This window comes from Streptomyces sp. NPDC049040, from assembly GCF_043197715.1.
Taxonomy (GTDB): Bacteria; Actinomycetota; Actinomycetes; order Streptomycetales; family Streptomycetaceae; genus Actinacidiphila.
Genome location: NZ_JBICTO010000004.1, coordinates 678,439 through 689,583, shown reverse-complemented (window position 1 = coordinate 689,583; position 11,145 = coordinate 678,439). Strand labels below are relative to the sequence as shown.

Genomic DNA, 11,145 nt, shown 5'->3' with positions numbered 1-11,145 from the left:
ACGCTCCCGCTCCTCCAACAACCCCATCACCGACGGCACCCGGCACCTCCACCGAAGAGACGACACGACACGTCACTCCTGCCGCCGAACCACCGACATCACACCTGACCAGCGGAAACGCAGCGAGCACCATCGGAAAGACAACAGCTTCTGACGGTATGGGGCAGGCCGGCTCTGCGCCGTGCTCGGCAGAAGGTGCGGTCTGCGGACCACGAGGTCGGGGCGGAGGCGGCGTGGGGACGGGGATCGTGGTCGGGCCGGGTCTAGCTTGACTCTGTCGGTGATCTTGGAGTTGCCCGGTACGGCAGCATGGTCAACGGGCATGCTCGGGTGGTTCTGATGACTGGTCCAGCTGTCGAGGTACCCGTTGTCCCTGCGTCCCCGGTGGGTGCCGGATAATCATCCGGCCTGGTCAGGCCGCGTGGTGGTACTCGTGGAGGGTTCCTCCGAGTCGATCTCGCCGGGCGAGGAAGGCGGGCGGCCCTGGACGGACTTCAAATTCTATATCCGCAAAGACGGGGAGGATAAGTTCAAGCGTCAATCTCGACGAGCCGGACTGGATAGAGCTGCGGAGAGCGGCGGGTCAGATCAAGTGAGGCGAAAGGGGTCACGCCAGGCGAAAGGAGAACCCGTGATCGACGAGGAGGCGCTGCTCAGGGCACATTACCCGGACCTGGTCCCGGCCGGCGGGCTGGTGGCGGCCATGGCCGGCCTGGCCCGGGTGACCGGCGTGCCGCTGTCCAGCGTCGTGCCCGGCGGGCAGTCGTCAGGGGTCCGCTCGGCAACGGTGCGCAGCCCTACCGGCTACTTCGCCGTGTATCTGGACACCGAGGAGCGCGACTTCGTCGTGGTGTTCTGGGACCGGGGAGTCAAGATGGGCGGCGGCGCCACGGCGGATCTGGACGAGGTGGTCAGAGCTGCGTCCGCCTGGCAGCAGGGGCTGCCGCTGCGCGAGATGAAGGCGCGCGCCGGCTTCGTGTACTACGACGAGCTGGGCGAGGCGCACGAGGCGGGGGCGGCGCAGGCGGTTGCCGTCAAGTGGCGGATGCTGCGGGAGGGCCCGCAGGAGGACATCGGGGCGCTGGCCCGGGCGGCCGAGCCGGTGCCCGAAGTCGCTTGCTTGTTCCCGTACTTGAGTCACTCGGTGTTGCTGCTCAGCCGGTGCACGGGCTATCCGTACACCCACGACACCCCGTGCGTACGTCCGCCGGTCGGCAGCTTCGGCTTCCAGGTGCTGGCACCCGACGGCTCCCGGATGTTTGCCGAGACCGAGACCGCTGAGGAGGCCGTCCGCGCCCTGGCTGCCGCCCTCCCCCCGGACTGCGGTCCGGCCCGCCGGGGCACAGCGGAGGACACGGAGCAGCAGGAGGACTGACAGCCGTCGGGCCGTGCGACCGGCTGGCCCGCAGGCCAATGGGGTTCGGTGTTGTCCTTGCCGGAAACGTCATCCGTGCAGGTCAGGCTGCATGTCGGTATTCGTGGAGGATGCCGCCGAGGCGATCGTGTTTTCGTATGTCGAGGCGGTCGATCAGGCCTGTGTTGGTGATCGGTGGGGGCAACGGGTGCAGTGGTCGGGCGCTGGCGATGCCTTGGTGTGCCCGGTTCTCGTTGTGGAACTGTTCGAACTCGCGGAGCGCGTCGAGCAGGTGCCGGTGGTTCAAGATGAGTGCGGTCCAGGACTTCTCGTCGGCAGGTGTAGGCCCCGCGGGTGCCGAAAACCTCATCCGGGCAGGTCACGTGGCATGTTGGCGCTCGTAGGTGCTGTCGTCCTGGTCGCGAATCTGTACCGTGAGGCGGGCGACTTCGCTGGGGCGATTGGCGGCGGCAACCGGTGCAGTGGCCTCACGTCGGTGATGCTCGAGGTCGGGAGGTGCCCGTCGTAGAACTGTTCCGACTCGCTCGGGACATTGAGCGGGGTGACGCTGATCCCAGATATGGCTCCGGTCTGGTTGCAGGTGGGTCCCCGTGCGTACCCGGTGCAGTCGAACGAATGTCGGGGTTGTGTATTCCTGCCAACAGTGCAGCGCTGGAATAGCAGTGCTGAAGGAGGAGGATCCCGTGACCTGTCGGGGACCATCTGGGGACCACGCGGGGTGCGCGTTTGCAAGCGTTATTCGCGTAAGCGGTGATAATACCCGGAGAGTTAGTCCCGTTTGACGGGGAAATCACCTTGCTGGGGGTCAAGGGGTCGCAGGTTCAAATCCTGTCGTCCCGACCAGCGTTTTCGCAGGTCGGAGGCCGTTTCCGCAGAGATGCGGGGGCGGCCTTTTTCGCGTGCTCTCCAGCTGCTGTCGCCTGTTGTCGCACCGGCCGTGGCTTTTCCCGTCGGCCTGCCCGGGCGTGACCTGCGCTTTCGTGTTCCGCGTCGATGATGGGATGCCTGTGGGGCTCGAAAAGTCGTCGCTGCAGGTCAGGCTGCGTAGGGGTACTCGCTGATGGTACCGCCGAGGATTCGCGTACGGAGGAGGCGGCGTCTCTTGAGGTCGTGCGCAGTGACGGGCGGTTGGTTGGCGTTTGGCGGAAGTTGATTGCGGGCTCGATGGGGGCGGTGCTCGTTGTAGTGCCGTACGTAGGTGGCCAGTACTTGTCGGGCGTGGGCTTGGTTCACGATGAGGACGTGGTCGAGGGCTTCGCGGCGGATAGTTGTGGATGCCGAAAATGCCATCCACGCTGTTCAGCGGGCATTTCGGCGGTCTGCGGCCCTGGCGGACGACGGCCCTGTTTTTGAACTTGTTCATGCTGGGGCGGACCTTCCGTTGAACGTGTTCAGGTGAATCGCATTCGGCGCTCGCCCGGGGCGGGCTGAAAGTCGCGATGAGCTGCATGGATGAGGTTTTCGGCAGGGACACCGCTCGTTGGCCGGCACGGCAGTCCAAGGCGAGTCACCGGCCGAAGGGATCAGCCACCTCGTCGGCCAGGGCGCGCAGCCGCACGAGGTCGCCGACTCGGCTTCTTGCGGGGCTACTTGCTGCGGAAGCAGGGCGAGTAGACGTCGAACTGGATCAGCGGGTCGCCGTACTTGAGGTTCTTCTCCCAGGTCACGTCCATCTGGATCTTCGTCGCCAGGTGGGTGGCCAGGATCTCCTGGTTCTTGCTCATGCTGGAGTCCGGGCCGTTCCTGACGATCTTCCATCCTTGCCCGGGCAGACTCGCGGCCAGGTTGGCCATGCCCTTGCCCAGGGCGGTGTTGTCCTTCGAGTGCACGGTCCACATTTGGGACAGCACGCGGTCGGGGCTGTCGTCGTTGTCGTCGTCGCACGACATGTCGGCCGGGGTGCTCCGCGGCGGGAAGGCACCCACCTGCCGGCCGGTGACGCGGGCCGTGTCCATGACGACGGCGGACTGGGTCATGACCTCGCTCCTGACGGTCGCCGCGTCGCGCTCGGGCGTGCCGTCGCCCCCGCAACCCGCGGTCAGGGCGAGGACGCCCACGACGGCCGCACCCCGCCAGGCCACGGCGAGCCGCGTCACCGCCCGGACTCCTGTGTGGAGACGAAGAAGCGGGAGTAGAGGGAGAAGGAGATCAGCGGATCCCCGAGGTCCGTGTTCCGCTCGAAGGTCGCTTCGAGCTGGATGTGTGTCGCCAGGTGGGTGGCAAGGATCTCCTGGTTGCGGTTCCGGCTGGAGTCGTGACCGTTGCGCACTACGTGCCAGCCGTTCTCCGGCAGCCGTTGGGCGAGTGCGGCCATTCCCCCTTCCAACGCCGGCTCGTCCACGCCGTGCAGCGACCACAGGTGCGTGACGTTGTGGAATGCGTCGGGGTCCTGGCCCTGGTCCCAGGGCAATTCCATGGGGCCGCCCTCGGACACCCTTCCCCTGACCTGCACCATGTCGAGCACGGCGCTGGACAGTTCGGAGACCTGGACTTTCACGTCCCGGGCGGAAAGCAACTGCGGCTGGTAACCGAGACGGTCGGACGCGTCGTTCATTTTCCCCACTACCTCGGTGCTCCGTAGGGCGACTGGTGTGTCAGTTTAATGTTGTCGTACCGGCCGACGACGACCTCGGCCTGGTTCTTCAGGCTGACCGACGGCTGGCCGTTGTCCATGTTCCAGTACGCACTGTGGTTGTGCGCGTCCGACGCCATGATGTTGCCGCCGAACGCCGGGTCCGTCGGGATGTTCCCGCCGCCGCCCAGGCCCATGAAGCGTCCGCCGTCGCGGACGACGTGGTCGAGGCCGCCGCCACCCTCCGCCCACATGTGGGTGGGGTCCAGACCGAGGTCACCGGGGTGCTTGGCCTGCATACCCGGGCTGCCGACGGCGATCACGTCGTCGACGGGCAGCGGGTCGGCGACACCTACCTGGTGGTCGGGATAGTCGTACTTGGCGGTGTCGCCGATCAGCGTGCTGCCGTAGCTGTGGCCGATCAGCGTGGTGTGCGCGTGGCTTCCGGTGGCCGCCTGGTGGGCTGCCGCGTTGCCGTCGAGGAACTGGCGCAGTTCGGGCGCGCCAGCGTGCGCGTACTTGTCGTCGGTGGCTGCCGGGATGTCGTCGGGGGCGTTGTAGTCGAACCATGTGATGGTGGAGATGTTCGAGCCGGAGTCCTCCTGGTTGCTGGCCTGCCACAGGTTCACCCCCCGGTTGATGTCGCCGCCGATCTTGTCGAGCTTCGACGTCGTGCCGGGCACGTAGATGGCCGTGTGGTCCGCGGTGTCGGGGTTGCCGTTGGCCAGGATGACCTTGCCGTCGCCCTTGCCCTCGGGGTCGAAACCCAGGAGGTACGCCTCGGGCAGGCCGTTGGTGCCGGTGGCGTCGAAACGGGCCTGGATGGCGTCCATACCCTTGACCCGGCCCCTGATGTGGGACATGTCCCGGTACTTGTCGCCGTACATCGCGTTCCACACCGTCCATTCCGGGGTGTGGACCCCGCGTCCCGAGGGGTCCGCGATGTCGGCCCACACCTCCTTGGGCGGCGGGGGTATCGAGTCCAGCTGCGTCTGGTAGTTGCCGCGGGTCTCGGCGAGGACCGTGCGGTTGGCCTCGTCGCGTACGGTCGCGGGCAGGCCGTCGAGGGCGCCGATGCGGTCGGGGTATGCGGCCAGGTAGTCGGCTTGGTCCTTCGGGGACAGGCTCTTCCACCAGTCGGCGTTGTCCTGCGGCTTGCCGTGCTTCGGCGGCGGTTTGAGGTGGCTGAGGTAGGACGCGGCGTCCTTGTCGACGCCGGCCATGTCCTTCTGGGCGTCGGCCCAGTCCGCCGCGGAGACGGTGAGGTCGTCGTCGGCCATGAGCTTGCGCAGTTGCGGCGCCCACTTGTCGTCGGCCGCCGTGGCCTCGCGCAGGGCATCGGCAATGCGGTCGGCGATGTCCTGGGCCACGGCGTGGTGCGGGTTGGGGTCGAAATGGGCGGCCTGGTGGTCGATCGCGCGGACCGAGGCGTCGGCGGCGCCGGTGACCGTACCGCCGTGGACGGGCTTGCCCTTGTCCTGGCCGCCCTCGGGATAGGTGACCGAGCCGTCGTCGCCGACGGTGAACTTGTGGGCCGCCGCGTCCGCGACGGCCGCGTCGAACTTCGCCTTGGCCGGCGTGATGTCGGCGACGAAGGCCCGCAAGGCCGTACTGACCAGGCCGCATTCGACCTGGACGTAGTGGAAGTTCTCCGCGGCCTCACTGAGTTGGCGGTGCGCTGCGTCCGCGCCCACGCCGGCGAGCTTGGCGACGCGCATCTTCGCGCTGATGCCGTTCTCGATGTCGCCCTTGCCCTGGTCGGCCATGTCGCTGAGCGCGCGGTAGCCGTCGGCGAGGCCTTCGAACTGGGCGGTCTTGAGGAACTTCAGAGCGGGTAAGTCCACAGGTCAGCCCGCCTGGTTCTGACCGCCGACGGCCGGGGTGTCGTTGTAGCCGTCGTCGAGCGTGTCGAACTCGGCCCTGACCACCTCGTCGCTGGCGTGCAGGGTCGCGCCCGCCGCCTCGAGCTGCTTCTGCAGTGCCCCGCACCGGGTCAGCAGGCTGTTGACGTAGCCGCCCCAGGTGGGGTGCAACTCGGCCTGGGCCGTGAGGGTTTCGAAGGTGCAGTCGGAGAACTGGAGGCTGGTGTCCATGCCCTGCTGCGCCTCGTAGAGCTTGGTGCCGGCCTTCGACAGGTTGTCGGCCAGTGCGCCCACACCTTTGGCGGCGGCCTTCCACGCGGCGATGTCCGAGGCCGTGCCCGCGTCACCGCCCGTGGTGTCGGGAGTGCCCCCGCCGTCAGCGGCGGCGTCGGCGTGCGCCAGCGTCAGCACCGGCCTGTCGGCCACCTCCTGCTTGATCCCGGCCCATTCCGCTTCGAATGTCACGGCCCCCCACCCCTCCCCGATCACGTGCGTCACTTCAGGTGATCCTCGCCCCCACGCTACCGGGCGGCGCACGGGTCGGGGCATGAGTAGCCGTACTCAGTTCACCCCTCGGCCGAGGTCTTCGGTGCGTCGGGGGCGGACTCGCGGAGCACAGCGAGCAGGGCGAGCAGCAGGGCGCGTTGCCTGCCGGACAGCCCGCGGGTCGCCCGTTCCAGTGCGGCCCTGCGGCAGCTCCAGCGTGGCCGCCGACCCACCGGCGGCCCAACGCCCGCCGGTAACCCACCGGAGTCGGCGCAGTTCCATCGCGCCGCGAATGACCTGTTCCCCGCCATTATCAGGGATTCCCCACCGTCAAGTTCTGGTTGGTGTGCGGCGGGTGAGCGACCGCACCGGTTGCTCACCCGCTTGCACCGTCGCGCCGCTCACCGCCGTTCCATGGCTGTGACCTGCGGTAGTGATGTCGGTGGAACGCCTGCCGGGTACAACGGGACGGGGGTCCACCCGTGGAATCGACCTAGGTTGGAGGGATGTGCGACGACCAGGATCCGGAGCGTGGCGAGTGGCAGCCGGCTGCACTGCCGCAGGCCGACGGACCGCTGGTCGACGTCACCCTCCCGGACGGGCAGCACCTGTTCGCCTTCGTGATATCCCGCCGCAGGGAACCCGACGGCTGGTGGTATGACCTGCAGATTCACCTGCCCATCAAGGGCACCGACCGCGGCCGGCTCTTGGTCCTGCCTGCCCCGGTCGACTTCCGCACCCCGGACGCCCTCTGCACGCCCGTCGACGACCAGCCCCACGATCAAGTCCCCACCGAACGGCTCGGCACAATCCCAGCTTGGAAGATCGAAGAGCCGGTATACTTCAGCACCCGACGCGGCCCGGCCCGCATCGTGCACCGCGGCGACTGCCACGCGGCCCGAGACCTCGCCAGGCCCGCCAACACCGAGCAGGCCCGCGCCGTCCTGACACGCGAGGACGCCGACGCCCCCTGCCCGCTGTGCCGACCCGACCGGCCGCTGCACGCCGGCCGGGCTGCTTCTCACCCGATGTGAGGTTGGTAGTCGATTTCACCCGGACACGCCGAAGGGCCCGCACCCGTGAGCGCGGACCCTCCCGTGACGCCGTGGTCTGCACCCGCATTGGACCCGGAGATGCCGGTACCTCCGCCGCCGACCTCGCCGTAGGCACGTTCCTCGGCGCCGTCGCGGCGCTGGACAACGCGGCGACGGATGCCACGAGTCGGCGCGGCGGCCGGAATCGATGAGGAACGCGCCCTTCTTCGCCCGCACGGTGAACGCGATCTTCCCTCCCGCCCGCTCCAACCGGCAGAAGTCCGACCAGGACCCGGCCACCTGGATGCCATCGGCCCCCGAGGCCACCTGCCGCTACGTCGGTCGGCGACTGGATCAGCGTAAAGCTCACCTGGGGCCTGACCATCGACCCCGCCGAACGCGACGCCCTCACCCGCCTCGCCGACAACTGCCCCGACCAGGACATCCCCTACGCCCCCGCCTCCTGACCTCCAGGCAACCAACTGCCGAGCCTCCGGCAGTTGGCGGTCGGGCATCGGGCATGGCCAGGACGCGGGGCATCCGCCCGGCCGCCTCCTGACAACCCAGCGCTGACGCCCCATGGAAACAACGAAGTGAACGACCCCATGCACCCGCCCAGATGCGCACGCTCGCCGGCGCCACCACCGCCCTGGCCGCGGCACTCGCCGGCTTCGCGTCATTCCAGAGATCACGGATTCGGGGCTGCCCATGGGTCGTCGCACACGTGGCCGGCGTCGGTGGAGGCGAATTCCCGCCGCTTTGCCCGGTGCTGACGTGCCTCTTCGCGCTGGGCGGCCACGTGGTCCCGCTCGCCGAGGCGTGGGACAGCGGTGCCTACGGCTGGACGCCCGCCCGCCGCCAGGACTACGCCAATGACCTCGACTGGAGCCGTAGCTTGGTCGCGGTCACAGCGCGGACGAATCGTCAGAAGGCCGACCAGGACCCCAGTACCTGGACCCCCCCGGCCGAGGACGCCCAGTGCCACTACCTCGCGGACTGGGTGAGCGTGAAGACTCGGTGGCAGCTCAGCGTGGACCCCGCGGAGCAGCAGGTGCTGATCACGCTCGCCTCCGCGTGCGAAGACGAGGAACTGGCCGTGCCGCTGGCCTGAGCAGGACCTACACCACGCCCCCGCCGTGTCCTCCGGGACCGGGCGGGGCTTTCGTCGTCTCTGCTCCCGGCCGCCCAGGCTGGTACCCCGATCGGCGCTCACCGGCTGCGGCCCGGGCTGGTGGATCACACGATGGGCGCGAGGTCGCCGGCCGGTGGCCCGCTCGTCACCCAGCAAAGGGGATCCCGATGCCCATCCCAACCGCCCTCGCACTGGTCCTCACCGCTTCGGCCGGCACCGCAACCACCGCTGCTGCTGCCGACCGCCCCTCCGTGGAGATGTCCAGCTTTCTGTGCCCAGCAGAAGACGGCGTCATGGTGCAAGGCCCCGACGTGCCCCTCGTGGTGGTCGCCTGTCGCGGCGAGTAGACAACATTCTGGGCGGTGCGGGGACTGGGCCGGCCGGTTGCGCAGCCGGGCCTCACCCGTTGGCTCGACACCCCCGTCTTGATCGGGCAGCCCCTCAGCTCAGGTGCAGGACCGCGAGCGCGGTCGTCCAGTCGGCTGCGATCGCCCACTGGGCCTGAGCAAGGGTGACGGTGTTCGCGCAGACTGCGGCATGCAGCTTGTTCTCGACTTTGTCGTTGTCGTTGTTGGGGCCGGAGCCGGCCTTGTGCCCGGGAGCGGGCGGATGCGGAACTGTCCGGGGGTTCCTGAGTCGGGAATGAGCATTCCAGGCCACCAGTGAATGGCCTGCTGGCGCGATCGCCGTTGCCCGACTGGTGCCGTTCGTGCGGCACTACGTCAACATGCTCGGCCGGTACTCCTTCCAGCGCCCCGACCTGCCCCGGGCTCCGGCCGCTGCGCGACCCGGCCGCGGCCGACGAGGGATGAGCGGCATCAGCTGGCCGTGGCGGCGTTGGTGACAGCCACATCACTCCCAGCATCCGCCGCTTCGCCAGCGAACAGATCAAGTACGCGACCGGCTTCCTGCACTGGCTCGACGAGCGGAACACCATCCTTGCGTCATGCGGCCAGATCGACATCGATGCCTGGTTCGCTGAGAACCCCGAGCATGCCCGTACCCGCCTGAGAGGCTTCCTCAACTGTGCCGTGCAAGGCCGCCACTGCCCACGTTCCCTGGCCGTCGCCGCGATGAAGATCTCCCGCCGGCCCGCGCTGAGCGGGGACAAACGCCTCGCGCACTTGGGCGCCTACTGACCGATGGGGAGACACCGATGCGGCTCCGCGTCGCCGGCGTCATCGTTCTCCTCTACGCACAGCCTCTGAGCCGCGTCGTCCGGCTCACCGTGGACGACGTCGTCCACGACGGCGATGCCGTGCTACTCCGTCTTGGCGAGAGCCGCCCGCGCCGGTTCCCGCGCCGGTCGCCGCCCTGCTGCTGGAGCACATCGCTACCCGCGCCAACATGAACACCGCCACCAACCCGGCCGCGCGCTGGCTCTTCCCCGGCCGCCGGACCGGCCAGCCGCTCGGCCCGAATCACCTGTCCGCGCTCCTGAACGAGGCCGGCATCTCGATCGCCGCTGCCCGGGGCGCCGCCATCCGGCAGCAGCTCCTCGAACTCCCGGCACCCGTCGTCGCGGACGCCCTCGGCTACCACGACAAGACCACCGGCCGACTCCGCAACGAGACCGACGGAACCTGGAGCCGATACGCCCCAGGGGATCACACAGGGCCACCCGCGGGTTGGGTTCCTCGGGGAACCAGCGACAGTTGAATACGAGAGCACACCAGTAGAGCCCCGACAGACGCTCTTGGCTCCCCCGCGGGAGGCATCTGGACCTCAGCCGGTGAGCGCGCCGCCCACTGATGCGGCCGGCACGGCCAGTGCGTCCTTGGGAAGAGATACCGCGCCGAGAGGCCTGCCGTAGTCTGTCAGGTTCATCGTCGCTGTGACTTTGACACTGCCGAAGTCGCAGGCCAGGATGATACGGGTGATCTGTCCGCCCTTGGTGACCCATACGTCGGCGGTCGCCGGGAGCCGGTCACCGAGCTTCACCATCGCGGCTTCGACCTTCTCGCGTTTCTCCTTGACCAGCCGCAGAAGTAGGGACTTGTAATCCAGCTTGCCGGCGTAATGCACGGCCGGAACCCCGTTCACGTTCTCCTTGCCGACCTCGGTGTAGTCGTGCGCCATGGTCACCTGGCGCAGGACGTGTTCCGGATCGTTGAGGGGCGCGCGCAACAGAGCGTGGGCCTCGGCCTTGTCCCGGGACGTGGAACGCCACGCGGTGTCGCCGTTCGCTTCCTCGGGCATCCGGAAGTAGACGGTGGTGCCGTGGAAGATCTCGTCCAGGGGTACCGCACCATCGGTGGAGGCACCAGTCTTCGCCAGCGAGACCCTCAGCCGCCCGTTGTCGGCCTTCATGTCGAAGGTTCCCTTCACCGTGGTGGTGAAGTCCTGGCCCATGCCGGTCACCCTGATCCTGTCATCGATCCGGGCCGTGCTCTTTGTCGCGGCGTCAACTGCCGCCTTCACCACGGGGCCTGCGTCAACGCGCGTAGCCGGAGAAGCCCCCGCCGGTGTCGTCTCCCGGCGGGCGTTGGCCGCGTGCGGCTGCCCGTTGGAGGCTGAGGAGCACGCGGAGCCGAAGACGGCGATGGCGCTGATGCTGATGAGAGTGGCTGAACGCCGCATGGAGTCTCCGTAAGTGCTGGCAAGGCAGACCTCCCCCTTGCTGTAGAACTCGCATTCTATTGTCAGTAGCGCTGGACTGCGGCCCCAGTTTTGCGTCGCTCACG

General features: G+C 68.4%; 13 protein-coding genes. 5 read left to right on the top strand and 8 right to left on the bottom strand.

Features of this window, described 5'->3' with window-relative positions:
* Positions 1 to 631 precede the first annotated feature (631 nt).
* A complete protein-coding gene (locus ACGFMP_RS15500; protein WP_393672793.1) occupies positions 632 to 1,375 on the top strand; it encodes a DUF6193 family natural product biosynthesis protein in 744 nt (247 codons plus the stop codon).
* An 82-nt stretch (positions 1,376 to 1,457) separates the two neighbouring features.
* Here ACGFMP_RS15500 and ACGFMP_RS15495 read toward each other — a convergent pair whose 3' ends face one another.
* The 7 genes from ACGFMP_RS15495 to ACGFMP_RS15465 form a co-directional block, all read right to left on the bottom strand.
* On the bottom strand, positions 1,458 to 1,724 hold the full coding sequence (locus ACGFMP_RS15495) for an integrase (protein ID WP_393672792.1): 267 nt from the start codon (positions 1,722 to 1,724) through the stop codon (positions 1,458 to 1,460).
* A gap of 686 nt (positions 1,725 to 2,410) precedes the next feature.
* The gene (locus tag ACGFMP_RS15490; protein WP_393672791.1) at positions 2,411 to 2,665 is read right to left on the bottom strand and encodes an integrase core domain-containing protein; all 255 of its coding nucleotides are present in this window, start codon (positions 2,663 to 2,665) and stop codon (positions 2,411 to 2,413) included.
* A gap of 296 nt (positions 2,666 to 2,961) precedes the next feature.
* Positions 2,962 to 3,471, bottom strand: coding sequence for a hypothetical protein (locus ACGFMP_RS15485; RefSeq protein ID WP_393672790.1), 510 nt, complete (start codon positions 3,469 to 3,471; stop codon positions 2,962 to 2,964).
* A complete protein-coding gene (locus tag ACGFMP_RS15480) occupies positions 3,468 to 3,929 on the bottom strand; it encodes a hypothetical protein (protein WP_393672789.1) in 462 nt (153 codons plus the stop codon). Before ACGFMP_RS15480 ends, ACGFMP_RS15485 begins: the two co-directional genes overlap by 4 nt.
* Positions 3,930 to 3,937: 8 nt before the next feature.
* Complete coding sequence (locus ACGFMP_RS15475) at positions 3,938 to 5,791, bottom strand: alpha/beta hydrolase (RefSeq protein WP_393672788.1); 1,854 nt, start codon at positions 5,789 to 5,791, stop codon at positions 3,938 to 3,940.
* 3 nt (positions 5,792 to 5,794) lie between these two features.
* Complete coding sequence (locus tag ACGFMP_RS15470; RefSeq protein WP_393672786.1) at positions 5,795 to 6,274, bottom strand: hypothetical protein; 480 nt, start codon at positions 6,272 to 6,274, stop codon at positions 5,795 to 5,797.
* 101 nt (positions 6,275 to 6,375) lie between these two features.
* Positions 6,376 to 6,528: a hypothetical protein gene (locus ACGFMP_RS15465; RefSeq protein ID WP_393672785.1), complete on the bottom strand. Its 153-nt coding sequence runs from the start codon at positions 6,526 to 6,528 to the stop codon at positions 6,376 to 6,378.
* 273 nt (positions 6,529 to 6,801) lie between these two features.
* On the opposite strand from ACGFMP_RS15465, the gene ACGFMP_RS15460 reads away from it, so the two are divergent.
* From ACGFMP_RS15460 to ACGFMP_RS15445, 4 genes are all read left to right on the top strand, one after another.
* The gene (locus tag ACGFMP_RS15460) at positions 6,802 to 7,329 is read left to right on the top strand and encodes a DUF6233 domain-containing protein (protein ID WP_393672783.1); all 528 of its coding nucleotides are present in this window, start codon (positions 6,802 to 6,804) and stop codon (positions 7,327 to 7,329) included.
* Positions 7,330 to 7,948: 619 nt separating this feature from the next.
* On the top strand, positions 7,949 to 8,440 hold the full coding sequence (locus tag ACGFMP_RS15455) for an HNH endonuclease family protein (RefSeq protein ID WP_393672782.1): 492 nt from the start codon (positions 7,949 to 7,951) through the stop codon (positions 8,438 to 8,440).
* Between the two features lie 188 nt (positions 8,441 to 8,628).
* Positions 8,629 to 8,808 (top strand): hypothetical protein, encoded by a 180-nt coding sequence (locus tag ACGFMP_RS15450; RefSeq protein WP_393672781.1) that lies wholly within the window; start codon positions 8,629 to 8,631, stop codon positions 8,806 to 8,808.
* Positions 8,809 to 9,808: 1,000 nt separating this feature from the next.
* On the top strand, positions 9,809 to 10,120 hold the full coding sequence (locus ACGFMP_RS15445; RefSeq protein ID WP_393672779.1) for a hypothetical protein: 312 nt from the start codon (positions 9,809 to 9,811) through the stop codon (positions 10,118 to 10,120).
* A gap of 66 nt (positions 10,121 to 10,186) precedes the next feature.
* Here ACGFMP_RS15445 and ACGFMP_RS15440 read toward each other — a convergent pair whose 3' ends face one another.
* Positions 10,187 to 11,041: a hypothetical protein gene (locus ACGFMP_RS15440; RefSeq protein WP_393672778.1), complete on the bottom strand. Its 855-nt coding sequence runs from the start codon at positions 11,039 to 11,041 to the stop codon at positions 10,187 to 10,189.
* Positions 11,042 to 11,145 lie beyond the last annotated feature (104 nt).

What these genes read in the sequence shown, in the direction of transcription:
- ACGFMP_RS15480 (WP_393672789.1), bottom strand. Translation starts at nt 3,929, where the DNA reads ATGAACGACGCGTCCGACCGTCTCGGTTACCAGCCGCAGTTGCTTTCC.
- ACGFMP_RS15445 (WP_393672779.1), top strand. Translation starts at nt 9,809, where the DNA reads ATGAACACCGCCACCAACCCGGCCGCGCGCTGGCTCTTCCCCGGCCGC.
- ACGFMP_RS15495 (WP_393672792.1), bottom strand. Translation starts at nt 1,724, where the DNA reads ATGAGGTTTTCGGCACCCGCGGGGCCTACACCTGCCGACGAGAAGTCC.
- ACGFMP_RS15460 (WP_393672783.1), top strand. Translation starts at nt 6,802, where the DNA reads ATGTGCGACGACCAGGATCCGGAGCGTGGCGAGTGGCAGCCGGCTGCA.
- ACGFMP_RS15450 (WP_393672781.1), top strand. Translation starts at nt 8,629, where the DNA reads ATGCCCATCCCAACCGCCCTCGCACTGGTCCTCACCGCTTCGGCCGGC.
- ACGFMP_RS15455 (WP_393672782.1), top strand. Translation starts at nt 7,949, where the DNA reads ATGCGCACGCTCGCCGGCGCCACCACCGCCCTGGCCGCGGCACTCGCC.
- ACGFMP_RS15490 (WP_393672791.1), bottom strand. Translation starts at nt 2,665, where the DNA reads ATGGCATTTTCGGCATCCACAACTATCCGCCGCGAAGCCCTCGACCAC.
- ACGFMP_RS15440 (WP_393672778.1), bottom strand. Translation starts at nt 11,041, where the DNA reads ATGCGGCGTTCAGCCACTCTCATCAGCATCAGCGCCATCGCCGTCTTC.